Raw genomic sequence first — 25,860 nt, forward strand, 5'->3', positions numbered from 1 at the left:
CTCAGCGCGTCTGCGTCGACATCGAATACGGCCGCTGCGCCGGATCGGTGGCCCATTGCGTGTTCGGCGTGGCCTGCATACGGAAGCGCAACTCGCCGCCGGCCTGGATTTCCTCGTGCGTGAGGTAGGCGCGGGTCAGCGGCTGGCCGTTGAGGGTGACGCTGCCGACGTAGCTGCGCGCCTTGCTCAGGTCATCGGCGATCACGCTGAAGCGCTTGCCATTGGGCAGCTTGAGCGTGGCGCGCGGCAGGAACGGGCGCCCGATGATGTACTGGTTGCTGCCCGGTGCCACCGGATAGAAACCAAGTGTGGTGAACACGTACCAGGCCGACATCTGGCCGAGGTCGTCGTTGCCGGCCAGGCCCTCGGGGCCGGCGTGGTACTGGGTGTCCATGATCTGGGTCAGCCGCGCCTGGGTGCGCCAGGGCTGGCCGGCGTAGGCGTACAGATAGGCGACATGGTGGCTGGGTTCGTTGCCGTGCGCGTACCAGCCGATCAGGCCGGTGATGTCTTCCATATGCGCGAACACCTTGGGGTCGACCTTGGCATCGAACACCGCATCCAGGCGCGCCAGCAGCTTGTCGTCGCCGCCATGTGCGGCGGCAAGCCCGGCGACGTCCTGCGGCACATACCAGGAGTACTGCCAGGCATTGCCTTCGGTGTAGTCGCTGCCGTAGCCGCTAGTGGATGGATCGAATGGTTCGCGGAAGTTGCCGGCACGGGTACGCGCGCGCATGTAGCCAGTGGCCGGGTCGAAGGCGTGCTTCCAGTTGCCGGCGCGCTTGCTGAATTCTGCGGCGATGGCGGGCTTGCCGAGCTTGTCGGCCATGCGCGCGATGGTCCAGTCGTCGAAGGCGTATTCCAGCGTCTTGGAGGCGGCTTCGCCTTCTTCGTCGATGGGCACATAGCCCAGCTCGCGGTACTGCGCGATGCCGTCGTAGGGGCCGTAGTTGGCGCTGGCGACCATGGCATCGAGCGCTTCGTTGGCATCGAAGCCGCCGATGCCTTTCATGTAGGCGTCGGCGATGACCGGCACGGCGTGGTAGCCGATCATGCACCAGGTTTCCAGGCCGTGGAACGCCCAGACGGGCAGGATGCCGTAGGCGCTCTCACGGCGTGAGGCGAGCAATGAATTGACCATGTCGCTGCTGCGTTGCGGCGGCTGCACCAGGGTCAGCAGCGGATGCAGGGCGCGGTAGGTGTCCCACAGCGAGAAGGTGGAGTAATTGGTCCAGCCATGCGCCTGATGCACGGCGTTGTCCGGCCCGCGGTATTGCCCATCGCTGTCCATGAACAGGGTGGGGCCGAGCAGGGTGTGATACAGCGCGGTGTAGAGCTGGGTGCGTTGTTGCGGCGTGCCTTGCGCATCGATCGCCGACAGCGCCTGTGTCCACTGCGCGCGCGCATCGGCGCGCACGCGGTCGAAATCGAAATCGGGCACTTCCGCGTCGAGATTGGCGATGGCGCCGGCCTCGCTGACCGGCGACAGCGCAACCTTGACCACCAGCGGCGTGCCATCGTTGGCGACGTCGAACACGCCGACCAGCTGCCGGCCTTCGATCTGTGCGCGCTGCGCGGGGTTCTTCTCGCCCGGCGGCGGAAAGCCCTTGTACGGGATGTCCTGCTCGGTGTCGTGCAATTGCGTGGCGGTGAGCGGGCGCGAGAAGCGCATGGCGAAGTACAGCTGGCGGCCGGGTGCCCAGCCGCGGGTTTCGCGAAAGCCGGTCACGGTGCCATCGCCGCGTACGCGCAGCCGCGACCACTGCACCTTGCCGGGGTAGTCGTACAGGCTGGTGCGCAGGTCCACCAGCACATGCGCCGGCGTGCCCTTGGGGAAGGTGTAGCGATGCACGCCCACGCGCGCACTGGCGGTGAGTTCGGCGCGGATGTTGCGGTCTTTCAAGGTCACCGCGTAATAGCCGGGCTGCGCCTGCTCGCTGGCATGGTCGAACTGCGCGGTATAGCCGCTGCCCGGTGTAGCGGCATCGCCGCGTTCGAGTCTGACCTGGCCGGTCTGCGGCATCAGCAGCACATCGCCCAGGTCCGAATGCCCGGAGCCGGAAAAGTGCGTGTGCGAGAAGCCGACAATCGTGGTGTCGCCATGCCGGTAACCGGCGGCCCAGCCATAGGCCTCCTTGCGCGGCTTGATCTGCGTGTCCGGGCTCAGCTGCACCATGCCGAACGGCAGCGTGGCACCGGGATAGGTGTGGCCTTCGCCACCGGTGCCGATCAACGGGTCGACCGCGCTGAAACCCGCGTCGTCCCCACGTGGCGCCGCGCTGCCGGCAAAGCTGACGCAGGCGGCAAGCAGCGCCAGCCAACGCAGGGGAGAGAAGGCGATTGAGCGATGCTGCATGCGAACGGTTCCAGGCGGATGCAGCGCCGGACCGTAGCACAGCTGTCGGGCCTGATCGCATGACATCCATGCCTGCATCGTTGAGCTCGCTAACCGGTGCGCGGCGGGCGGCGGTGATGCCTGCGGCTGTCTTTGAGAGGTTGCCGGCGCTGCGCGCAGGAGACAGCGGATGCGCAGATCGGTCGCCTTTCTGCACGGAACGAGCGCAATGCCAGCAGCTGCGAGAGAGCGTGCGAATGCGGGGCCTCGGCTGCGGGCAATCGCAACGGCAGGCTGCTGAAATCGCGCAAACCGTCCGCATATCACCCGGATGGATCTGTTCGATACTCCCACCGCGCCCGTGCAGCTGCTGCACGATACGCAGGGCGGCGTGCGCTACTGGCCGCAGCTGCTGGCGCCTGCCGTGGCGCAGCAGTGCTTTGCCGCATTGCGCCAGGCGACCGACTGGCGCAGCCAGCGCCGCGAGATGTATGACCGTGTGGTGGAGGTGCCGCGGCTGCTGGCATCGTATCGGCTGGACGCACCGCTGCCGCCCGGGCTGCCGCTGCAGGCGCTGCTCGATGCGGTGCAGGCCGTGTTGCCCGCGCCGTACAACGCGGTAGGCCTGAATCTGTATCGCGATGGCCGCGACAGCGTGGCGATGCATCACGACAAGCTGCAGACGTTGCTGGCGCCGCATCCGATCGCATTGGTGTCGCTGGGCGCGACGCGGCGGATGCAGCTGCGCGCAAAGGACGGCAATACGCGTGCGATCGGTGTGGAACTGGCGCCCGGCAGCCTGCTGGCGATGAGCCATGCCTCGCAACTGAGCCACGAGCACGGCATCGCCAAGACCGCACGTGCGGTGGGCGAGCGCATCAGCGTGGTGTTTCGCGTGCGCCCGGCCGAGCGCATGGCCGCCGGCCAGCACGGACCGCACTGGGAGGCGGTACAACCGGAGCGTGACTGACAAGGCGTGGTGTGGCTTCGTCGGCACGGTGCGGAGCAAGCCGGAGTCTCACTGGCAACAGGAGCGACGGGATCACACGAGTGCCGCGTACCAGCTGCGGGCCCAGTGCCGTGTTCGCTTGACGGCCAGCGCGCCAGCTACGTCGGCAACGTTCTGCGCGTACGGTTGCGGTTGATTGCGCCGATCACCGCTGGTGAGCGTGCGGTACCGCTGGCAGCCGCGTGAGGTGTCTTGCCTGTGCAAACACCGCACTGGTGCGCGCGCCGGTGCTGCTCGTGCATGCGCTCTGTCGCGCCCGGCATGGCCCTTTCGGGTGATTGCCATCACCCTCACGGCTGGCCATGCTTGCATGTACTCCCCCTCAGCGTCGCCACTCCATGTCCCTGGCCGATACCCGCCACCATCAGATGTTTCCCGAGCTGGACTCGGGCCAATTGGCGATCACGCGGCGGTTTGCCAGCGGGCCGGCGCAGCGTTTCGATGCAGGCGAGATCGTCTTCGACGTGGGCGATGCGCACGCGCCGGTGTGGGTGGTGCTGGAAGGCGCCATCGAAGTGGTGCGGCGCGACGGGTTGGGCAACGAAAAGCCGATCACCTTGCAGACGCCCGGCCAGTTCACCGGCGAGGTCAGCCAACTGGCCGGGCGCGCGTCGCTGGCCGGTGGGCGGGCCGGGCCGCAGGGCTGCCTGGCGCTGCCGTTCGACACCGCGCATCTGCGCGCGCTGATGATCAGCTCGGCCGAAGTGGGCGAGGTGGTGATGCGTGCGTTGATCCTGCGCCGCGTCGGCCTGATCGAAGGCGATGCCTCCGGCTCGGTATTGATCGGCGAGCCGGACGATCCGCATCTGACCCGGTTGCAGGGCTTTCTCACCCGCAACGGTTACCCGAACACGGTGATCGATGCCTCCGACGAGGAAGGCCGCGCGTTGGTGCAGCGCTTCGGCATCCAGGAGCAGGAACTGCCGGTGATGGTGTGCCCGAGCGGGCGGGTGCTGCGCCAGCCCAGCGATGCCGAAGCGGCGCATTGCCTGGGCATGACGCCGGACATCGACCCGGACAAGCGCTACGACGTGGCCATCGTCGGCGCCGGCCCGGCCGGTCTGGCGACGGCGGTGTATGCGGCCTCCGAAGGCCTGTCGGTGCTGGTGCTGGACCAGCGCGCCATCGGCGGCCAGGCCGGCGCCTCGGCACGCATCGAAAACTATCTGGGCTTTCCCACCGGCATTTCCGGCCAGGCGCTGGCCGGGCGCGCCTATAACCAGGCGCTGAAATTCGGCGCCGAACTGGCGATTCCGATCGAGGCCGGTACGCTGGAATGCGGGCGCGACGACGGTGCGCTGAAGCTGGATCTGGCCGACGGCAAGCAGCTGTTGGCCAGCACCGTGGTGGTCGCCTCCGGGGCGCGTTACCGGCGCCCGGAGATCGACGGACTGGAGCGTTTCGAGGGCCATGGCGTGTCGTACTGGGCCTCGCCGGTGGAAGCGCGGCTGTGCGAGGGCGGCGTGGTGGCGCTGGTGGGCGGCGGCAATTCAGCCGGCCAGGCCGTGGCGTTTCTGGCACCGCGGGTGAAGGAACTGCACCTGATCATTCGCGGCGAAGGGCTGGAATCGTCGATGTCGCAATACCTGATCGACCGTATCGCCGTGCTGCCGAACGTGCAGCTGCATACCGGCACCGAAGTGTCCGCGCTGGAAGGCGACCCGGAGCGCGGCCTGCAGGCGGCGGTGTTGCGCACGCGCGCCGATGGGCAGACCACGCGGGTGGAATTGCGGCACCTGTTCCTGTTCGTCGGCGCCGACCCCAATACCGGCTGGCTGCAGCAGTGCGTGGAGACCGATGCGCGTGGCTTCGTCGTCACCGGCAACGCACGCGGCGATGGCGTGCCGGCCTGCCTGCCGCTGGAAACCAACCGCCCCGGCGTGTTCGCCATCGGCGATGTGCGGGCCGGCTCGGTCAAGCGCGTGGCCGCGGCGGTGGGCGAGGGCGCGGCGGTCGTCGCGCAGATCCATCAATACCTGGCACACCAGGCCAACCCGGTGCCGGCATCCGAACTTGTCAGTGCCTCACAGGAGTCCACCACCTCATGAGCGACCAGTGCACACATACCGCGCAGATCAGCGAGGTTACGCCCAGCGCACGTGGCTGTGAAGACTGCCTGGCCATCGACAGCACCTGGGTGCATCTGCGCCTGTGCCGCAGCTGCGGCCACGTGGGGTGCTGCGATGATTCGCCGCACAAGCACGCCACGGCGCACTATCACGCCACAAGCCATCCCATCATCGAAGGCTACGACCCGCCCGAAGGCTGGGGCTGGTGCTATGTGGACGAGGTGGAAGTGGAGTTGCCGGACCAGACGCCGCAGCTGGGGCCGATACCGCGGTATGTGTGAGGCGGCGCGGTTGGTTGGCGGGGTGTGGATGGGGGTGCTGGGCGCCGCTGGGAATCGGGATTGGAGAATCGTGAAAGCGGCTTGCGTGCTGTTTGATTTGGTCGGGTGGGGATTTTGTGTGGGGCGATGGCAAGTCTGCTGAGGGGGCGCGGTTCGCTTGCTTCGTGGCGCCCACTTACTCCGGCCAGTGCACCTGTGGTAGCTCGCCGATTGTTGGGCGGGCGAACAGATAGCCTTGCTGCAGGTGGATGCCCATGTCGCGCAGGGTGCGGTATTCGTCCGGGTGTTCGATGCCTTCGGCGATGACGGCGATGCCGAGTTCTTCGCACATGCGGGTGGTGTGGCGGACGATGGCCTGGCGGCTGCGGTCGGCGTCGATGCCGCGCACCAGGGCGATGTCCAGCTTGAGCAGGTCCGGCTGGAAATCGGCCAGCAGGCCAAGGCCGGAATAGCCGGCGCCGAAGTCGTCGATGGCGGTCTTCAGGCCGCGCGCCTGGTAGGTGCGCATGATGTCGAGCAGATGTGCCGGCTCGGCCAGGTGTTCCTGTTCGCTGACCTCGAAGATGATGGCGTCCAGCGGCCAGCCGTACTGCGCGGTGGCCGAGAGCGTGGCGCGCAGGCAGTGTTCGGGGTTGTAGACCGCGTTGGGCATGAAGTTGATCGACAACAGGGCCGGCAGCGCGATCTGCGCGGCACATTCGATCGCCTTGATGCGGCAGGCCTGGTCGAAGGCGTAGCGGTTGCGCTCATCCACGGCGGCCAGGATGCTGCCGGCCGATTCGCCGTTGACGCCGCGCACCAGTGCCTCGCCGGCATAGATGCTGCGGGTGGACACGTCCACGATCGGCTGGAACGCCATGGTGATGGCGGTGGGAAAGTCCTGGCCGTCGCGGCAGGCGTTGCAAACGGGGAGCGTGGGCATGGCTGAGCAATCGTGCGGCGTGGAGGTAGCCTAGCGGTATCGGCCGCAACAGCGCGTCATTGAGTCTGCACACGCATCCTCGCGCCATCCTCACCTGGGGCGTCACCGGGCTCGGCGATAATGCGCCATTCCCCGCATCGGACGCCCCATGACCGCTCTCACCGAACGTTACGCCCTGGCCGTGGATTACGCGCGCATCGCCCATGCTGGGCAGGTTCGCAAGGGCACGCAGATTCCGTATCTGAGCCATTTGCTGGGCGTGTCCACGCTGGTGCTGGAATGCGGCGGCGACGAAGAGCAGGCCATCGCCGGGCTGCTGCACGATGTGGTGGAAGACTGCGGCGGCGGTCACGAGGCCTCGATCCGCGCGCAGTTCGGCGATGCGGTGGCCGACATCGTGATGGCGTGCACCGATGCCACCGCCGAAGACAAGGCCGAGGTGGACAACACCGCCAGCGCGCGCAAACGCGACTGGCGCGAGCGCAAGCTGGCCTACCTGGAGCACCTGCGCAACACGCCCGAGCGCGCCTTGCTGGTGTCCGGCTGCGACAAGCTCTATAACGCGCGCACCATCGTGCAGGACCTGGAAAACCCCGACGTGGGCCAGGACATCTTCAACGTATTCACCGCCGGGCGCGCCGGCACGTTGTGGTACTACCGCGAGCTTGAGGAGATCTTCCGCACACGTGGCGCGGCGACTGCACGGCTGTTCAGTGGTGTGGTGGCGCGCATGCAGGCGCTGGCGGAGACCGGCGCGCAGCCGGTGCCGGCGCACGCGTTGGGGTGATTGTGTTGTAGAGCGGCTGGTTTGTGAGTTGGCTGCGGGGCCCTTGCCCGCCCACCGTCGCAGGACACGCCGCAAGTACGTCCGTGTAGGCTCTTACGCGGCATCCCTGCCGCGTAAGGTCCCGCGACGGTGGGCGGGCAAGGACCAGTTGAGTTGGCCGGCGCGCATGGTTTTCAACAAAGCAGCCGGCAACTGTCTTGTGCGGTGTCCTCGCCGCTTGCGGGACCGTGTGGTGGCATGGATGCAGCCATCTAGCCCCCACGAACGGGTTTACGGCATAGCTCGCGAGCGGTGAGGGCGCCGCGCCTTCGACCGATGCATTCCAGGGCGAGCAGCAAGTTGCTTGAGTGGAGCGCCGCAGGACTCGCCGTCAACACTGACACCGGCTGTATGCGGCACGCGGTAGGCTGGCGCATTGTCGAATGTCGGTGTGTCACTCATGTCCAGCGCAGCGTCGTCTTCCTCCGGCCTGGTGCGCGTGCGCGGTGCGCGCGAGCACAACCTCAAGAACGTGGACGTGGACATCCCGCGTGATGCGCTGGTGGTGTTCACCGGGGTGTCCGGCTCGGGCAAGTCGTCGCTGGCGTTCGGTACCGTGTTTGCCGAAGCGCAGCGGCGTTACCTGGATTCGATCTCGCCGTATGCGCGGCGCCTGATCGACCAGGTCGGCGTGCCGGAAGTGGATTCCATCGAAGGCCTGCCGCCGGCGGTGGCCTTGCAGCAGGCGCGCGGCGCGCCGAGTGCGCGCTCGTCGGTGGGCAGCGTCACCACCATCTCCAACTCCCTGCGCATGCTGTATTCGCGTGCGGGCAGCTACCCGCCGGGGCAGGACATCATCTACGCCGACGGCTTTTCGCCCAATACCCCGGCCGGTGCCTGCCCTACTTGCCATGGTCTGGGGCGTATCTACGATGCGACCGAGGCGACCATGGTGCTGGATCCCACGCTGAGCATCCGCGATCGCGCGGTTGCCGCCTGGCCCGGTGCCTGGCATGGCCAGAACCAGCGCGACATCCTCACCACGCTGGGCCACGACGTCGACCTGCCGTGGCACAAGCTGCCGAAGAAGACCCGCGACTGGATCCTCTACACCGACGAGCAACCGGTGGTGCCGGTGTACGCCGGCTACAGCCTGGACGAGGCCAGGCGCGCGCTGCGCCGCAAGGAGGAGCCCAGCTACATGGGCACCTTCACCAGTGCGCGGCGCTATGTGCTGCACACCTTTGCCACCACGCAGAGCGCGCAGATGAAAAAGCGCGTGGCGCAGTACCTGATCAGCACGCAGTGCCCGCAGTGCGACGGCAAGCGGCTGCGCCGCGAGGCGCTGTCGGTGACCTTCGCCGGCCTGGATATCGGCGAGCTGTCGCGGCGGCCGCTGGACGAGGTGGCCGACCTGCTGCGCCCGGCTGCGGAAGGTGCCGGTGGCAAGCGCAACGACAAGCGCAAGCAGGCCGACACGCATCCCGAGCAGGCGATTGCCGCGCAACGCATCGCCGCCGACCTGCGTGCGCGGATCGAGGTGGTGCAGGCGCTGGGCCTGGGCTATCTCAGCCTGGAGCGCAGCACGCCGACGCTGTCGCCGGGCGAGCTGCAACGGCTGCGGCTGGCCACGCAGATCCGCTCGCAGTTGTTCGGCGTGGTGTATGTGATGGACGAGCCATCGGCGGGCCTGCATCCGGCCGATGCGCAGGCCTTGCTGGGCGCGCTGGATCAGCTCAAGGCCGCCGGCAATTCGGTATTCGTGGTCGAACACGAGGTGGATGTGATCCGCCACGCCGACTGGATCGTCGACGTTGGCCCGGCTGCCGGCGTGCACGGCGGGCAGGTGCTGTACAGCGGCCCGCCCGCGGGATTGGAGCAGGTGGAGGCCTCGTCCACGCGGCGTTACCTGTTCGGCACCCCGCCGCAGGTGCACAGCCATGCGCGGGCGGCCACCGGTTGGCTGCAGCTGCGCGGCATCACCCGCAACAATGTGCGTGAACTGGATGTGGACCTGCCGCTGGGTGTGTTCACCACCGTGACCGGTGTATCCGGCTCGGGCAAGTCGTCGCTGGTGAGCCAGGCATTGGTGGAACTGCTGGCCGCCCATCTTGGCCAAGCCCAGGCAGAGGAAGACGAAGCGCTGGACCCGCTGGAGCGCGGCACGCAGGTGCCGCTGGGTGGTGCGATCGTCGGCGGGCTCGACCAGGTGCGCCGCCTGGTGCGGGTGGACCAGAAACCGATCGGCCGCACGCCACGTTCGAACTTGGCCACCTACACCGGCCTGTTCGATCCGGTGCGCAAGCTGTTCGCCGCCACACCGGCCGCGCGCCGCCGCCGTTACGACCCGGGGCAGTTTTCGTTCAACGTCGCCAAGGGCCGCTGCGCCACCTGCGAGGGCGAGGGCTCGGTGCATGTGGAATTGCTGTTCATGCCCAGCGTGTACGCGCCATGCCCCAGCTGCCACGGCGCGCGCTACAACGCCAAGACCCTGGAGATCGCGCTGCGGGGTCACAACATCGCGCAGGTGTTGGCGATGACCGTGGACCAGGCCGCCAGCTTCTTTGCCGACGACGCCAGCGTGCTGCGCCCGTTGCAGGTGTTGCGCGAAGTGGGGCTGGGCTATCTGCGGCTCGGCCAGCCGGCCACCGAGCTGTCCGGCGGCGAGGCGCAGCGCATCAAGCTGGCCACCGAGCTGCAACGCGCGCAGCGGCGCGACACCGTGTACGTGCTGGACGAGCCGACTACCGGCCTGCATCCGGCCGATGTGGATACCTTGATGCGTCAGCTGCAAGGCTTGGTGGAGGCCGGCAATACGGTGATCGTGGTCGAGCACGACATGCGCGTGGCCGCCAGCAGCGACTGGGTGCTGGACATGGGCCCGGGCGCAGGCGGTGCGGGTGGCGCTGTCGTGGCGGCAGGTGCGCCGGAGGCGGTGGCGCGGCAGCGTGGCAGCCGCACTGCGCCGTTCCTTGCAGAGGTGTTGCGCGGAAATAAGATCGGCTGACAAACCTTTCGAAGGTTGTAGCGATTGCGTCAACGTGTTGCCCAGACGCGCCTTCGATGACGCGTGAATCGATGTCGGCATGGCAGCGAGTTGCTCGCGTCGAAGAACTGATCAGACCGCACTGCATCGCATCGCAGGGCACGGCATCACCGCTCCTGACCACGCACACCGACCAACCCGACGGGTTCTTGCCCGCCTACCGTCGCGGGACCTTACGCGGCATGGATGCCGCGTAAGAGCCTACAGGGACGTACTTGCGGCGTGTCCCGCGAGGGTAGGCGGGCAAGGACCCCACAGCAAACCCGCAGATCGTCCGCTGTAAACCGGGGCACACGCACCGTCCAATCCCCCCTCAAGACCCAGTTCCCTCTCAATGCGACCGAGAGCGTGAGCGCAATGGGGATGTGTTCCCGAGCCAACCTGGGCGCGATGCCTTCTGCGTGAGCGAGACACGCCCCATATCCATCCCCTGAGCTGAGCCATTCCGATTGCGACTGGCGCTCAGCCCATCAATTCAAAACTCGCAGACACGCCCTCGGCCTCTGCAGAGGGCGCCACCCAGAGATCGAATACGCCAGGCTCTACCGTCGGCTTCAATGCCTGGCCGATAAACAGCAGGTCCTCACGGCGCAGCACGAATTCCACCACCGCGCTGCCGCCCGCCGGCACCGCTAGCTTGCGGAAGTCCTTCAGCTCGCGCACCGGGCGGGTGATGCTGGCGCTGCGGTCGCGGATGTAGAGCTGCGCCACTTCCTCGGCATCGCGCGTGCCGCGGTTGTGGATGCGCGCGCTGATGCGCAGGCTGCCGGTCGCCGCCATGCGTGCATCGCTCAAGCGCAGCTCCCCGTATTCGATGCGGCCATAGGTCAGGCCGTGCCCGAACGGAAACAACGCGGCATTGGGCGCGGTGCGGTAGCGGGTCTTGAACGGTTGCAAGGCATCCGGGCGCGGGTCGGCACGGCCGCTGGGCTTGTGCGCATAGCTGTAGGGCACCTGCCCGGCGGTGTGCGGAAAACTCACCGGCAAGCGCCCGGACGGACCGTGCGCGCCAAACAGGATGTCCGCCAGCGCGGCGCCCGATGCCGAGCCCAGGAACCAGCCGACCAGGATCGCCGGCGCCTTGAGCACCGGGCCATCGATCACCAGCGCTCGGCCGTTGCTGAGCACCACCACCACCGGCGTGCCGGTGGCTGCCACTGCGGCCAGCAGCGCTTGCTGCACGGCGGGAATGACGATCTCGCTGCGCGATTGCGCTTCGCCGGAGTAGCGCATCGGCTCGCCGATCGCCAGCACTGCCACATCCGCAGACGCCGCTGCGGTGACGGCCGCCTGCACGCCGCCGGGCAGGCCATGTTCGAAGTCGCAGCCTTCCACCACCTGCAGGCTGTCCGGGTTGCCCAGCCGCGCGCGCACGGCGGTGGCCAGGTCGTTGCCGCTGTCGTCGCCGCCGAACAGCGTCCATGGGCCGGCGCTGTCGGTCCAGTTGCGTGCCATCGGCCCGATCAGCGCGATGCGTTGCCCCTGCGTCTTCAGCGGCAGCAGCTCGCCATCGTTCTTGAGCAGCACGATGGATTTGCGCGCCGCCTCGCGCGCCAGTGCCAGGCTGTCCGGACGCCGCTGCCGCGCCTGCGCGCGTGCCGGCACGATGCGCAGGAACGGATTGTCGAACAATCCAAGCTCGGCCTTGAACTGCAGCACGCGCCGCACCGAGGCATCCAGCTGCGCCATCGTCACGTCGCCGGCGGCCACCAGCGCCGGCAGATGCTGCAGGTACAGCCCGCTCTGCATGCTGATGTCCACACCGGCCAGGAACGCCAGCCTGGTGGCCTCGCGCGCATCGCTGGCAAACCCGTGCCCGATCAGTTCCAGATCGCCGGTGTAGTCGGACACCACCAGGCCGCGGTAGTCCCACTCGTCGCGCAATACCTCGCCCAGCAACCAGCGATTGGCGGTGGCAGGGATGCCGGCGATCTCGTTGAACGCCACCATCGTGGTCACTGCGCCGGCATCGAAGGCAGCCTGGAACGGCGGGAAATAGATCTCGCGCAGGCTGCGCTCGGAGATGTCGACGGTGTTGTAGTCCAGCCCCGCCTCGGCGGCCCCATAGGCCGCGAAATGCTTGGGGCAGGCCGCAAGTGCGTCGGCATGATCCAGGCCTTCGCCCTGGAAGCCGCGCACGCGGGCCTGCGCAAGGCGCCGGCCGAGCAGCACGTCTTCGCCACTGCCTTCCACGCCGCGCCCCCAGCGCGCATCGCGCGCGATGTCCACCATCGGCGCGAAGGTCCAGTCGATGCCGACCGCACTGGCCTCCAGTGCGGCCGCACGCGCGGTGCGTTGCGCCAGCGCCGGCTCGAAGCTGGCGGCCTCGGCCAGCGGCACCGGAAACACCGTGGTGAACCCGTGGATCACATCGGCGGCAAACAGCAGCGGAATCTTCAGGCGGCTCTGCAGCGCGGCCTGTTGCAGTTGCTGATGCCACAGCACATTGGAGCCATTGAAGATGCCGCCGACCCGCCCGGCACGCGCGGCAGCAAGCTGGCCCTCGGCCGTGGGCACGGTATTGATCGGATTGGCCGCCGCGGCCGCATCGGTCTGCTGCGCCGAACCGGACAGCGTCAGCTGGCCGGCTTTTTCCTCCACGCTCATGCGCGCGATCAGCGCATCGATAAAGGCCGGCGCCGCGGCCGCACGGCGCGGCAGCGCAACTCCCACCGGTACCTGTGCCAACACTGCTGCCGAGGCGGTGCCCAGCAGCAACCCACGACGCGTGATCCCTTTTCGCATGCCCGCCATCCCCGTCTGTCCATGCCAGACGCTAACGGATCGCCAGCGAAAAGCCGTGATGCGCTGCACGATGGGTGCCGGGCGGGCGGTCTCGGCAACGATGGCGACAGCACGGCGCCTTCACCGTTTCCGCACTAGCGTGCGCCATCGATCAACGGCGGTCAGGACACACGATGCTGGACGTGGAAACACGCGTGCGCTTTTACGAAATGATGCACCTGGACATGCCGTGGTGGGAGTTCGTGCTGCGTGCGGTAGCGGTCTATACCGTGGTCCTGCTGTTGACGCGCATGACCGGCAAGCGCGCGCTGGGCCAATCCACGCCGTTCGACGTGCTGCTCATCGTGCTGCTGGGAACCGCGGTGCAGAACTCGTTGATCGGCAAGGACGTCTCGCTGCTGGGCGGCATGATCCTGGCGGCCACCTTGCTGGTGTTGAACTGGCTGGTGGGCATGGCCACCGCGCGCAGCCGGCGGATCGATACCTGGGTGCAGGGCACCCCGGCGCTGCTGGCGCGTGGCGGTGAGATCTACTGGAAGGAACTGGTCCGCCACAACGTCAGCTACGCCGATTTCGAAGTGGCAAAACGCAAGGCCGATTGCCGCGACGATGCCGATATCGACATGGCGATCCTGGAGACCTCCGGGGAGATCAGCATCCTGAAAAAGCGCTAGCGCGCCGGCAGGCCGGCGTGCATGCCGGCGGTGCCGCCGCACCAGCGTGGCAGCCCGCCTGGCGCATGTGCGCCACGGCATGGCGACCGGCGGCTCAGCGGGCCTTGCAGAACAACGACAGGTCCACCGACGCGGCCATGCGCTGGTAACCGGCATCGTTGGGATGCAGGAAGTCGCGGGTCAGCGCGGCGGGTAGCCACTCCGGCCTGGCCGGGTCGCGCAACGCGGCGTCGAAGTCGATCACCGCATCGAATGCCTGACCGTCGCGGATGAAGCCGTTGAGCGTCTGGCGCGTGGCTGCCGCCACCGGTTCGTAGCGGTCGGAGTTGCCGAACGGGGTCAGCGTGGCGCCGATCACCGCGATGCCGTGCTGCTGCAGCCGGGTCACGATCTGGCGATATCCCAGCACCATGTCGGCGGCATTGCGGCCGGCAATCGCATCCGGCGGACCGCTGTGGCGGATGTCGTTGATGCCTTCGAACAGGATCACCTGGTCCACGCCGGGCAGTGCCAGCACGTCGCGATCCAGCCGCGCCAGCACGCTGGGGCTGCGGCCGTCGTCGAGCAGCTTGTTGCCGCTGATGCCGGCGTTGAGCACCACCACGCTGCCGGGGCAACGCTGCTCCAGCCGCCTGGCCAGCAGGGCCGGCCAATCGCCATTGGCGCCGCGTGTGGCGGTGGCGCCTTCGGTGATCGAATCGCCCAGCGCCACCACCACCGTCTGGCGTGGATGCGGTGGTTGCACGTAAAGGGCGGAGATGACGTTCTGGCGATACGCCAACGCCTTGCTGTCCGGCACCTCGGCCTGGCCCTTGACCACCCGCACCGCCGTGCGGCGTACCGCCGGGCGCGCCGGCGTGGGGAAATACAGGCTGACCGCCACCTCGCCCAATGCCGGTGCACGCAATGGCACCGGGTCGCTGAGCAGCACGCCACCGGGAGGCACGGTCACGCTGGCGCGCCCGTCGAAGCGCAGCGGTTGCGCGTCCCCGCCGCCGCCGAGCAGGCGCGCGGTGCCCGCAGCGATGGTCAGCGGTGCGGTGCCCAGCTCGTTGCTGATGCGCACGCGCAGGGCCACTGCCGCGCTGCCCAGGCGCATGTCCTGGCGCACCGTTTCATCGGCAAATTGCAGCGGCGTGTGGGCACCGCCGTCGAGCCGGTCCGGCGTTGCCGAAGCGATCCAGGCCGGCACCCAGCGTGGTGCGGGGTGCGCCGTGGCCGGGCCTGCCAGCACCACACTCAGTGTCGCAGTCATCATCCATCGCCAGCGCATGCGCAGGACTCCTTTGTCGATCAGGAAAAGAACACGCCGCCGTTGACGTCCAGGTTGGCGCCATTGATGAAGCTGGCCGCATCCGAGGCAAGGTACAACGCCGCATCGGCGGCTTCCTCCGGGCGGCCTTCGCGCCGCAGCGGGGTGGCATTGGCGACGAAGGCACGCACTTCCGGCTTGGTGAAGTCGTCATGGAAGCGGGTGGAGATCATGCCGCAGCACAATGCGTTGACGCGGATGCCGCGCGGGCCCAGTTCCTTGGCCATCGCGCGCGAGAAGGTCATCACCGCCGCCTTGGCGGTGGCGTAGATGGCCGCGCCCGGCCCGCCGCCATCGCGCCCGGCAAGCGAGGCGAAATTGACGATCGCACCGCCTTCGCGCATATGCGGCGCCACCGCCTGGGTGGTCAGGTAGACCGACTTGAGGTTGAGGTCCATCACCTGATGGAAGAAGGCCTCGTCGATGTCGGCCAGCGGCTTGCGCGCCAGCATGCCGCCGGCCACGTTGATCAGCACGTCGATGTGCTGGCCGAAGGCGGTGCGCGTGGCGGTCAGCAGGCCGGCCACGGCGGTGGCATCGGTGACGTCGGCGCGGTGCAGGATGCCCTGGCCGCCGGCGGCCTGCAGCTGTGCCAGGGTGTCGCGCGCGCTGGCGTCGTCGTTGGCGTAGTTGATGCAGACCTTGGCGCCGGCCGCGGCCAGCTTGAGCGAGATGGCGCGGCCGATATCGCGGCCACCGCCGGTGACGATGGCGACCTTGTCGTGGAAGTGCATGCGGGTGTGTCCTGTTGGTGTGGGGAAAGCGGGGGTAGGCAGCGGGCACGCTCAGGTGCCCGCTGCGTCGAGTCGGTGGATGCGGCCGGTGACCAGCCACAGCGCGGCCAGCGAAGCCGGCACCAGCGCGGCGACCAGAATGAACATCGGTGCGTACGAGGTTGCGGTCATCACCGGGACCAGCCAGGTGGTGATCAAGGTGCCGGCCACCGCGGCCATGCCGCCGATGCCGGCCAGCGAGCCGACCGATTTGCCGGCGAACAGATCGCCGGGCAGGGTCTGGATATTGCCGATGGCGATCTGGAAGCCGAACAGCACGGCGGCAATCGTCAGCACCGCCATGCGCGGGTCGGCGGCCTGCACGGCGCCCAGCAGCGCCGGCGCCATGATGGCCCCGCCCAGGGTGATGGTCCATTTGCGCGCGCGGTCCACGCTCCAGCCGGCCGCGATCAGGCGCCCGGACAGCCAGCCGCCGCACAGGCTGCCCAGCATCGCACCGACGAACGGCACCCAGGCGAATGCGCCGATCTGCTTGATGTCGAAGTGGAAGGTCTCGGCCAGGTAGATCGGCAGCCACGACACGAACAGCCACCAGATCGGGTCCAGGAAGAACCGCGCCAGCACGATCCCCCAGCTTTGCCGGTGCGACATCAGCTGGCGCAGCGTGGGCAGGTAGGCCGGCGGCGGCGCGCTGCCGGCGTCGGGCGCATCCAGGATCAACGCACGCTCGGCCGCGTCGACCCAGGGATGCCGGTCCGGCCCGGCGCGGTAGATCACCAGCCACGGCAGCAACCACAGCATGCCCAGCACGCCGATCAGCACGAACGTGCCCTTCCAGCCGAACGACAGAAACAGCAGCGCGATCAGCGGTGCCGAGACGATCGCGCCGATGGAGGCGCCGGCATTGAAGATGCCCTGTGCCAACGCACGCTCGCGCGCGGGAAACCATTCCGCATTGGCCTTGACCGCGCCCGGCCAGGCGCCGGCTTCGCTGATGCCCAGCAGCGCGCGCACCACCGAGAACGCCATGATGGAGTGCGTGACCGCATGCAGCGCGATGGAGAGCGACCACACCGCGATGGACAGGGCAAAGCCGAGCCGGGTGCCGATGATGTCGAACAGCCGCCCGAACACGAACTGCCCGGCGGCATAGAACAGCATGAAGATGGTGACCAGCAGCGCGTAGTCTTCCTTGGTGGCGCCGATGTCGCGCGAGATCGCCGGCCACATCACCGCCAGCGCGTTGCGGTCGATGTAGTTGATCACCGTGGCCACCGCGATCAGCGCCACGATCAGCCAGCGCACCGCCGAGCGCTTGCCCGCGGGGCGCGTGCGGGCGGTGCTCATTGCGCACCTGCAGTGCGATCGAAGCGCGCGTAGCCGCCGCGCCAGCTGTAGCGCTGACCGGCGGCCTGCACCTGGTGGCTGCGTTGTGCATCGGCGTCGTCGGCCACCGCCAGCGCGATGCGCTGGCCGCCGACCAGGGTGAGCACGATCACCTCGGCATCGTCGCCGCGCACGCGCTCGATGGCGCGGATGCGGCTATTGGCGCCGTGCACGTATTCGGCGGTGCCGTTGTATTCGCCATGCGGTTCCAGCACGCCGAAGAAGCTGACATTGGCCTGCCCATCCACGCGCTGGATCAGCGCCGGTTCGCGGCGCAGGTTGAAGTTCGGGTCGTTGGCTCCGCTCTCCACCAGCAGGGCACGCGCCGGCGCGCTGCTGCCGAAGCGGTAGCTGTAGAAGCGGCCGGCGAGCAGCCAGCTCAGGCTGCGCGTGTCGGTGCTGGCGTCGCTGGAGGCGTCCACCCACAGGTGCTGATAGCCGTTGGCCTTGCCCAGCACCGGGCGTTGCGTCAGTGCGCGCTCTGCGGTGAAGCCGACCTGCATGATCTGCCCGTTGAAGTGCAGCGGCAGGTCGTAACGTGCCGGAGCGCTGGCGTTGACGCGCAGCAGGTCGACCACCACCGGCAGGGGCAGCTGCGGGTGCGACAGCAGCGCCTGGGTGCGGGTGAAGCTGACCCCGTCGTAGGCCTGCTGCATGCGCGCCGACACGATCTGGGTGTCGGCAGTGCTGGCGAACAGCAGCTGCGTCGGCGCGTGTTGCTCGCCCACCTTCCAGTCGCCGTTGAAGTGGCTGGTCTCGTTCACCACCAGCGTGTTGTGCGCAACGGTCTGCTTGGCCCAGCTGGTGTTCTCCGGCAGATAGATGCCGCCGGCCTTGGCTTCCACATTCAGGAAACGCGCCGCGCCGTAGTCGGTGACCACGCGCTGGCCGTTGTCGTAGAACAGCCAGTTCAACTTGTCGAAGTGGCCGTGGCCCATGCCTTGCGAAGTGTTCTTCATCACCAGCGTCTGGCCGTCTTCGCCGCCGCTGCGCAGGATCGCCAGCGCGCCCTGGTCGCCCTGTGCGCCGTCGCGCAGCAACACGCTGCCGAAGGCGAACGGTTGGGCGCGGTCCTGCGCGAGTGCGGTGGCCGCGGCCAGGCCTTCGGGGGTGAGCAGCACGCGGCGCTGGCGTTGCGCGATGGACAGCAGCTGCGCGTCGTGGGTCTGCGCGTAGGCGATGCCGATGCCGGCCACCAGTTCTTCGGTGTCCAGGCCCTTGTCGAGGATGGCGTCGTTGATCGGGAAGAAATAACCGCCGTAGCTGCTCTGCACCAGGCTGTTTACGGCCTTGAGCAGCACGCCGTCGCGGCGCTGGAAGATGTGCTGCTGCGGCTGGTTGCGCTCGATCGCGTTGGCGAACAGCACGAACGGCGCCAGGGCATAGCGTTGGTAGTACGGGCCTTCGGCGTAGTAGCCGTCCGGCGAGAACAGCTGGTCCACCTGCGCCAGGAAGCCGGCCTTGCCATCGCGCCTGCTGCCGCGCAGTGCCTTGTCCACCAGCGCCTGATCGCGCAGCACATAGCCGGTCATGCCGACCGCGGCCACCGCCCAGGTGGCGTGGTTGTGGATCTTGTCGAAGTTGTCGGCGCTTTCGTCGCACAGAAACTGCGCCATGCGTGCGAACACGTCGCGATCGATGGTGGCGCGGTCCTGCGCGCTGAGCGTGTCGCGGATGGCGTCGTAGCCCTGGCTTGCGTAGACCAGCCACACCGAGTCGTTCAAGGACTGCCAGAACAGCCGCCCCGGCACCTGGCCGCGCCCGGCCGGGTGTGCGCCCAGCGTGGGATACAGGCGTGCGTAGGCCAGCAGCACGTCGCGCGCATAGTCGGCATAGGCGCGATCGCCGGTGAGCCGGTACAGCGCGCCGGCGGCCTGGATGGCCTGGTAGTTGCGTTTGTGCTGCTCGTGGCTGGCGCCGCCGCCGGGATCGCTGGGCACCGGCACCTCCACCCCGGCGCGCATCGCCGCGCGCACGCTGGCTTCTGCGCGTGCCTGTTCGCGGGCGAACACCGGCAGCCCGGCGCCAGCGCTGGCCATCTCGCGCCATTGCTGGGCGGTGACCAGCACCGGCGCGGCGTCGGTGGCGCGCGGTTGCGGCTGCGCTGCTTGTTCGGCCGCGGGTGACGGGGCGGCGCTGCAGGGCAGGGCGCTGCCGGCGCCGACCAGGACCAGCAGCAACAGGCGGGTGGAACGGGTCATAGCAGGGGCTCCGCTGCGTCGGCGTGCAAGGCCGGGGTGCCGACGAACTGATTGCCGCTGGCGATGAGGTGAGGTGTGCCGGTGGTGTGCTGCGCCAGGATCGCGGCGCTGTCGGCGAAGCGGTTATTGCGCAGCGCAATGCGCTGCACGCCATGCAGGCGCAGCGACGCACCTGTGTTGCGGCCGACCTGCGTGAAGTGCGAGTCGCTCACCTGCAGCATCGGGCCGAAGGTGCTTTCGTCGCGGCCGCCGCGATACAGGTCCAGCACCGGCCCGGCGACACGGTGGAACTGCGACTGCTGCACCGTCACCTGTTCGACGTTGTAGGTGCCGCGGTCGTCGGTCTCGGCGTGTGCGGACAACACCTTGCCGGAGACGTCCTCGACCAGCAGCCGGTCCAGCAGGATGTTGTCGGCCAGGCTGCCCTTGCCGAGTGCGATCACATCGAAGCCGGGTTGCGCGTCCAGATGATGCAGGTGCGTGTCGCGCAAGGTGAGCTGGTACTGCGCCACCGCTGTGCCGGGTGCGGTGCGGATCACCGCATTGCCCGGCTGCGCGGGTGCGGCGCGGCCATCGATCTCGAGCCGGGCCAGGCTGAGCGAGCCGCCGGGCGCGATCTGGAACAGCGCCGGCTGCGAAAAGCGGATGCGCGCGCGGCCGCGTTGCGGGCCTTCCAGCATCAGCGGCCGGTCCACGTCGAGGATGTCATCGACCTGGTAGCGGCCTGCGTCCAGTTGCAGGCGATCGCCGGGGCCGGCCTGCGCCACGGCGTCGGTCAGGCTGGACTGCCCCGGCCGTACGCGGGTGCGGCGGCCGCTGTCGGCGACTGCCTGCGCTGCCTGCTTGGGGTACCAGCTCACGCCCACCTGCGCGCGCGCGATGTAGCTCAGCGCCGGGTCGGCGCCGACGCCAGTGGCGTTGTCGGCGACCAGCAAGCCGGTGCTGGCGCGGGTCATCGTCACCTGGCGGCTGTTGACGCCGCCGGGCAGGCGGGTGGAGGCCAGCGGGCTTTGCAGGTTGCTGGTGAAGGCAATACCGGACAGATCGCCCAGCACGCGCACCGGGTCGCTGGCGGCCACGATCAGGTTGCCGGCAAAGCGGCTGTTGATCGGCGCGGCGGTGCGCTCGGCATCCATGCCGGCGCCGAAGTACAGCTGGTTGACGGTCACGAAGGTGTTGCGCTCGATGCGCGCCTGGTCCACCTGCACGTAGCGGTTGGCAGGCGAGTTGGGCACCCCGTACATGATGCTCAGCGCCGACGAATAGCCATCACCGGCCAGGTTTTCCAGGTAGTTGTGGCGCACGGTCTGCTTGCGGTTGATCACGCGGATGCCGCCGGTGTTGGCCTTGCCGTCGCCGAAGAACACGTTGCGCTCGACCAGGTTGCCATCGCCATGCCGCAGCACCAGCGCGCCGCGCGATTGCTTGAACACATTGCCACGGTAGGTGTTGCCGCCGGACTTGTTGGAGACCACCTCCACCTCGCCGTCGCAGCCTTCGAACCAGTTGTTGTCCACCACCGAGTTGGAGGCGCTGTCGGCATCGCTGCTGGTGCCGATGCGTAGCGTCTCGCCGCCATTGGCGCCCAGGTTGGGGCGTGGCCCGAACCAGTTGTGGTCGATGCGATGGCGATTGTCCAGGCCCTGGGTGGCGTCGCGCACCACCACCAGGGTGGGGCCGGCATTGGTCTTGCCGACCAGCTGGTTGTGGTCGAAACGGTTGTCGCTGTCGTACAGCGCCACCCAGTTGTCCGAGTCGCTGCGGGTGGGCTTGCTGAAGCCATCCACCACCACCCCGGTGATGCGGCTGTGGCGCGCGCGCTCCTTGCTGGAGATGCGGTACGACAGCACCGCATCGCCGGGGCTATGGCCGTCGCGGAACACCAGGTCCGACACCACCAGGTAGGTGCCGGCCATGTGCAGGTCGGAGGTGCCGCTGATGATCACCTTGCCCGGCGTTTGCGCGGTGAGGGTGATCGGCTGCTCGGCAGTGCCTTGCCCGCGCAGCACGATGGCGAAATCCCGCCACTGCCCATCGGCCAGCACGATGCGATCGCCGGCACGCAGCGCGGCCGCCGCCACGGCGTACTCGCTCTGGTCGTGCACCAGGTACGAGGTGGCCTGGGCCGAGCCGACCCAGGCGGGCGCACACAGCAGCAACAGGCAGGCAAGGGAGACGGGGGATCGCATCGGGATGCTCCTGGACGCTGGCGCGTCGGTGATGGCCGAGGGTAACAGTGCAAACTGGTTCGTCAACCAAAACGATAGTCCAGTTGGTCTGTATTGAAGCCTGTGATTACCTCGATGTCATGCTGCAAATGCACAAAAAAATCCGCGAAACTGGCCTAGTTAGGTGGCTCGCTGGATAAATCTAAGAAATGATTGACTTGGTGTTGATCCGCGTGGAGTCTCCACTTCGCTCGGTCTCGAGCGTCCTTTGGGAGGAGGAATTGTGCGGTATCTAAAACTAGTCCAATCGCGTAGACCAATTATTCGAAATACCCTGGCCCAGGCGCTGCTGACTGCGGTTGCACTGACTAGCGCGCAGGCAGCCCTGGCCCAGCAAAGCGATGCCGCCCAGCAGGCACCGGAGCAAGCGCCCACCACGCTGGACCAGGTCAAGGTCACCGGCATCCGCAGCTCGATCCAGTCGTCCATCGACAGCAAGCGCGAGCAGACGGTGGTGGCCGACGTGCTGTCGGCCGAGGACATCGGCGACCTGCCGGCGCTGTCGATCGGCGAGGCGATCGAGACCATCACCGGTGCGGCCACGCATCGCGAAAAGGGCGGCGCGTCGGAGATCTCCATCCGTGGCCTGGGGCCGTTCCTGGGCTCGGCCACCTTCAATGGGCGCGAGGCCAGCAACGGCAGCGGCGACCGTTCGGTGAACTTCAACCAGTTCCCCTCCGAACTCATCAACACCGTGGCGATCTACAAGACCCAGCGCGCCGACTTCGTCGAAGGCGGCATCGCCGGCACGGTCAACATGCAGACCGTGCGGCCGCTGGAATTCGGCAAGCGCCGCGTGCAACTGGACGGGCGGGCGACCTATGCCGATGGCGACAGCAAGTTGCGCGATGCCGATGGCGTGGGTTGGCGCGGCACCGTCAGCTACCTGGACCAGTTCGATCTGCGCGGTGCCGGCAAGCTGGGGGTCTCGCTCGGCCTGCAGCGGCTGGAGGGCACCAACCCGGAAGAGGTGATGAGCAGCAGCTCCACCTGGACGGCCTGCAACGCCAACGAGGTGGTGGGCGCCAGCCGCAACTGCACCGCCGTGACCCCGGCGCAGGTGCAGGCGGGGACGCCGTATTACCTGGCGCCCGGCAGCCGCGTGTACCGCCAGATCAGCGAGCACGATCAACGCGACGCGGCCTTCGCCGCGCTGCAATGGCGGCCCTTCGACGGCCTGGAGGTGGGCCTGGATTACCAGGATTCGCAGCGTACCGTGACCGAAGACCGCGCCGAGCTCAATTTTTCCGAGACCCTGCGCAACCTCAACAACCGCCAGGTGGGCGACAACGGCGCCTTGCTCGGCCACACCGGCAGCAGCACGGTGGAATCCTCCACCGACTACAAGGTGCGCGACGAGCAGTACCGCGGTGGCGGGCTACGCGTGGAATGGCGCCCGAACGCGGCCTGGATGCTGTCCACCGACCTGTCGTATTCGCGCACCGAGCGCAGCGAGATCGACCGCCTGATGCGGCTGCGCTCCAATGCCACCGACATCAACGGCAACCGCGTGCCCGGGATCAACGGGCAACGCGTGGACTACACCTACACCTATGCCGGCGATGTGCCGGGGATCGTGGTCGATCCCGCGTTCGACCTGAACAACCCGGACAATTTCAGTGCCGCTGCGCGCGCGCGGCGCGACGAGTTGCGCCGCGAGCACACCATCCGGGCCTGGCGCTTCGATGGCGCCTTCACCCCGGAGAGCGGGCTGCTCACCTCCATCAAGGGCGGCGTGCGCCTGTCCGAGGCGACCTACCGCGACCTGGACGACCGCGTCGAACGCAACGTCACCGATCCGGCCACGATCCGCGCCGCCAACCTGGCCTGCCGGCAACCGTTCCCGCAGGAGGATTTCCTCTCCAGCGCCAGCGGCAACACCATCCGGCAGTGGGCCACCTTCGACAGCCGCTGTCTGTTTGGCGCCATCACCGGCGTGGACGACACCGGCCGCAATGCCGACCCGCGCGGCACCGCCGACTCCGACGTGAAAGAAAAGACCCGCGCGTTGTATGTGATGGGCGAATTCGCCAGCACGCTGTTCGGGCTGCCGCTGGACGGCAACCTGGGCGTGCGCTGGGTGCGCACCGACGTCAGCTCGGTGGGTTTGCGCGGCGAGCTGGATGTGGTCGACAACCCGGACGGCACCATCCAGCTGGTGGAAACCGGGCGCTTCGCCGCGCAGACGGTGCGCGCGTCCAACCGCGTGTTCCTGCCCAGCTTCAACGCCAACATCGGCCTTACCGAGCAGACCCAGCTGCGCTTCGGGCTGTACCGGGCCATGGCGCGCCCGGATCTGGTGGCGTTGTCTGCCGGGCGTACCTTCATCCTGGAGCCGGGGACCGAATTCACTACCGTCGGCGAGGCGATCGGCAGCATCACCGCCACCGGTAACCCGCGCACGCAGCCGCTGCTGTCGTCCAATGCGGACGTGTCGCTGGAGTGGTATCCCAATGCCGACTCCCTGCTCAGCGCCGCGGTGTACTACAAGCAGTTCACCGGTGGCGCGGTGCCCACGGTGGTGGACGAGCGCTTCGTCATCGACGGCACCGCGGTGGTGGTGCCGGTGGTGCAGGACGTCACCACCCGGCAAAAGAGCGATCTCACCGGGCTGGAGCTGACCGGCACCCACCGCTTCTCCTACCTGCCGGCGCCGTTCGACGGCCTGGGCGTCAAGCTGAGCTACAACTACGCCGATTCCAACTACAAGACCCAGGATCTGCGCCTGGGCGACCAGATCGACCCGGCGACCGGCCTGGTGAGCAGCGGCATCGTCGCGCCTGCCAATATCTTCGGCCTGTCGCGGCACGTGTTCTCCGGCCAGCTGTATTACGCCATCGGCGCGGTCGACCTGCAGGCCATCTACAAGTACCGCTCCGAGTATTTCCAGAAGTTCGTCGGCGCCCCGGCGCAGAACCGCTACGTACGCGACAGCGGCACCCTGGACCTGCGTGCCAGCTACCGCGTCAATGCGCAGCTGTCGGTGTCGCTGGAGGCTTCCAACCTGACCAACGAGCCGCGGATCTCCGACATGCCGGTGCCCGGCAGCTTCCGTGAGTACAACACTTACGGGCGACGTTATTATTTGGGGGTGCGCTACCGGTTCTAGCGTCGCCCACCTGTCCGGCACCCGTGTGCCGGGCCGATCACCCTGAGGGTTTGAGTCGCCGATGTCCGAAAACCGCCTGTACCACTCCGTTGCCGCCAAGATCCGCGCGCTGATCGACACGGGCGAATTCCCGGTCGGCTCGCGCCTGCCGGGCGAGCGCGAGTTGGCCGAGCGCTTCGGCGTCAGTCGCGTCACCGTGCGCGAGGCCGAAATCGCGCTGGAAGCGCAGGGCCGCATCGTGATCAAGATCGGCTCGGGCGTGTACGTCAAGCCACGCCTGGCGTCGGACGAGGGCGCGTTGCCGGATGTCAGCGCGTTCGAGCTGACTGCCGCGCGCGCGGTGATCGAGGCGGAGGCGGCCGCATTGGCCGCCAGCCACATCACCGATGCGGAGCTGGATGAGTTGAACGGCATGATCCAGGCGCTGTCCGCACCGGGGCTCAGCGATGCGGCCGCTGCCGACTACGACCGCGCCTTCCACCTGGCGATCGCGCGGATTAGCGGCAACCCGGTGGTGGCGCACTGCGTGCAGCTGATCTGGCGCATGCGCAACGAATTGCCGCGCGTACGCGAGGTGTATGCGCGGGTCTGCCACGACGACGGCGCCACCCGCGTGGACGAACACACCGCCATCCTGCAGGCCCTGCAGCAACGCGACCCCGTCGCGGCACGCACGGCCATGCGCAACCATTTCCAGCGCCTGTTCGAATCCATGCTGGAAGCGACCGAGAACGATGCACTGGCGGAGATCCGCCGCCGCACCCAGCAGGACCGCGCGCATTTTCTGGCGGCCACGCGCACCTGAGTGCATGTGAGGGATTGTTGGACGCGCTGCGTCGCCCGCCAGCGGCACTTTCGTACCGCTGACGCTGGATCCTCCGAAAGACACATCCACTAATCAGCTGGACGCGCCGTCTGCGCCGGTTCGGCGCCACCGACACGCGGCTGATCGGAGTGTCGCGCCTGCGGTTGCCGCGGACGCTGCAGTGATAACACGCCGCAGCTTCCGCCCTCAGGCAGATCGCTCTGCCAGATAGGGCGTG

16 protein-coding genes are annotated in these 25,860 nt (G+C 68.0%); 8 read left to right on the top strand and 8 right to left on the bottom strand.

What is annotated here, in order from left to right; genetic code table 11:
* Position 1: 1 nt before the first annotated feature.
* The gene (locus AC1PLS_RS05830; protein ID WP_481104278.1) at positions 2-2,356 is read right to left on the bottom strand and encodes a GH92 family glycosyl hydrolase; all 2,355 of its coding nucleotides are present in this window, start codon (positions 2,354-2,356) and stop codon (positions 2-4) included.
* Positions 2,357-2,666: 310 nt separating this feature from the next.
* On the opposite strand from AC1PLS_RS05830, the gene AC1PLS_RS05835 reads away from it, so the two are divergent.
* From AC1PLS_RS05835 to AC1PLS_RS05845, 3 genes are all read left to right on the top strand, one after another.
* Positions 2,667-3,305: an alpha-ketoglutarate-dependent dioxygenase AlkB family protein gene (locus AC1PLS_RS05835; RefSeq protein ID WP_184431878.1), complete on the top strand. Its 639-nt coding sequence runs from the start codon at positions 2,667-2,669 to the stop codon at positions 3,303-3,305.
* Positions 3,306-3,682: 377 nt separating this feature from the next.
* Positions 3,683-5,392 carry an FAD-dependent oxidoreductase gene (locus tag AC1PLS_RS05840; protein ID WP_104624201.1) on the top strand — a complete coding sequence of 570 codons (1,710 nt, stop codon included), beginning with the start codon at positions 3,683-3,685 and terminating at the stop codon, positions 5,390-5,392.
* Positions 5,389-5,694: a UBP-type zinc finger domain-containing protein gene (locus AC1PLS_RS05845; protein ID WP_016904212.1), complete on the top strand. Its 306-nt coding sequence runs from the start codon at positions 5,389-5,391 to the stop codon at positions 5,692-5,694. Before AC1PLS_RS05840 ends, AC1PLS_RS05845 begins: the two co-directional genes overlap by 4 nt.
* A 175-nt stretch (positions 5,695-5,869) precedes the next feature.
* Here the strand turns inward: AC1PLS_RS05845 and AC1PLS_RS05850 are convergent, their stop codons facing one another.
* Positions 5,870-6,616: an EAL domain-containing protein gene (locus tag AC1PLS_RS05850; protein ID WP_024938629.1), complete on the bottom strand. Its 747-nt coding sequence runs from the start codon at positions 6,614-6,616 to the stop codon at positions 5,870-5,872.
* 148 nt (positions 6,617-6,764) lie between these two features.
* Here AC1PLS_RS05850 and AC1PLS_RS05855 point away from each other — a divergent pair, with 148 nt between their 5' ends.
* Positions 6,765-7,403 carry an HD domain-containing protein gene (locus AC1PLS_RS05855; protein ID WP_184431876.1) on the top strand — a complete coding sequence of 213 codons (639 nt, stop codon included), beginning with the start codon at positions 6,765-6,767 and terminating at the stop codon, positions 7,401-7,403.
* Positions 7,404-7,842: 439 nt separating this feature from the next.
* Positions 7,843-10,389, top strand: coding sequence for an excinuclease ABC subunit UvrA (locus tag AC1PLS_RS05860; RefSeq protein ID WP_184431874.1), 2,547 nt, complete (start codon positions 7,843-7,845; stop codon positions 10,387-10,389).
* A 501-nt stretch (positions 10,390-10,890) separates the two neighbouring features.
* Here the strand turns inward: AC1PLS_RS05860 and AC1PLS_RS05865 are convergent.
* Positions 10,891-13,035 (bottom strand): glycoside hydrolase family 3 N-terminal domain-containing protein, encoded by a 2,145-nt coding sequence (locus AC1PLS_RS05865; protein WP_481104479.1) that lies wholly within the window; start codon positions 13,033-13,035, stop codon positions 10,891-10,893.
* A gap of 311 nt (positions 13,036-13,346) precedes the next feature.
* Between AC1PLS_RS05865 and AC1PLS_RS05870 the strand changes: the two genes are divergently transcribed.
* Positions 13,347-13,847: a DUF421 domain-containing protein gene (locus AC1PLS_RS05870; protein ID WP_016904665.1), complete on the top strand. Its 501-nt coding sequence runs from the start codon at positions 13,347-13,349 to the stop codon at positions 13,845-13,847.
* Between the two features lie 94 nt (positions 13,848-13,941).
* Here AC1PLS_RS05870 and AC1PLS_RS05875 read toward each other — a convergent pair whose 3' ends face one another.
* From AC1PLS_RS05875 to AC1PLS_RS05895, 5 genes are read right to left on the bottom strand one after another with little or no spacing between them, the layout of a single operon-like run.
* Positions 13,942-15,105, bottom strand: coding sequence for an SGNH/GDSL hydrolase family protein (locus AC1PLS_RS05875; RefSeq protein ID WP_481104480.1), 1,164 nt, complete (start codon positions 15,103-15,105; stop codon positions 13,942-13,944).
* A gap of 35 nt (positions 15,106-15,140) precedes the next feature.
* Positions 15,141-15,893 carry an SDR family NAD(P)-dependent oxidoreductase gene (locus AC1PLS_RS05880; protein WP_024938633.1) on the bottom strand — a complete coding sequence of 251 codons (753 nt, stop codon included), beginning with the start codon at positions 15,891-15,893 and terminating at the stop codon, positions 15,141-15,143.
* 51 nt (positions 15,894-15,944) lie between these two features.
* Positions 15,945-17,240: an MFS transporter gene (locus tag AC1PLS_RS05885; protein ID WP_046341984.1), complete on the bottom strand. Its 1,296-nt coding sequence runs from the start codon at positions 17,238-17,240 to the stop codon at positions 15,945-15,947.
* The gene (locus AC1PLS_RS05890) at positions 17,237-19,480 is read right to left on the bottom strand and encodes an oligoalginate lyase (protein ID WP_481104279.1); all 2,244 of its coding nucleotides are present in this window, start codon (positions 19,478-19,480) and stop codon (positions 17,237-17,239) included. Before AC1PLS_RS05890 ends, AC1PLS_RS05885 begins: the two co-directional genes overlap by 4 nt.
* On the bottom strand, positions 19,477-21,669 hold the full coding sequence (locus AC1PLS_RS05895) for a polysaccharide lyase 6 family protein (RefSeq protein ID WP_260300049.1): 2,193 nt from the start codon (positions 21,667-21,669) through the stop codon (positions 19,477-19,479). The genes AC1PLS_RS05890 and AC1PLS_RS05895 overlap by 4 nt, the downstream gene beginning before the upstream one ends.
* 262 nt (positions 21,670-21,931) lie before the next feature.
* Here AC1PLS_RS05895 and AC1PLS_RS05900 point away from each other — a divergent pair, with 262 nt between their 5' ends.
* Entirely contained in the window at positions 21,932-24,817 is a 2,886-nt protein-coding gene (locus AC1PLS_RS05900; protein ID WP_184431864.1) for a TonB-dependent receptor, read from the top strand.
* 61 nt (positions 24,818-24,878) lie between these two features.
* The gene (locus tag AC1PLS_RS05905) at positions 24,879-25,622 is read left to right on the top strand and encodes a FadR/GntR family transcriptional regulator (protein WP_024938638.1); all 744 of its coding nucleotides are present in this window, start codon (positions 24,879-24,881) and stop codon (positions 25,620-25,622) included.
* Positions 25,623-25,860: the final 238 nt, after the last annotated feature.

It is taken from the genome of Xanthomonas sp. NCPPB 3218, from assembly GCF_056725185.1.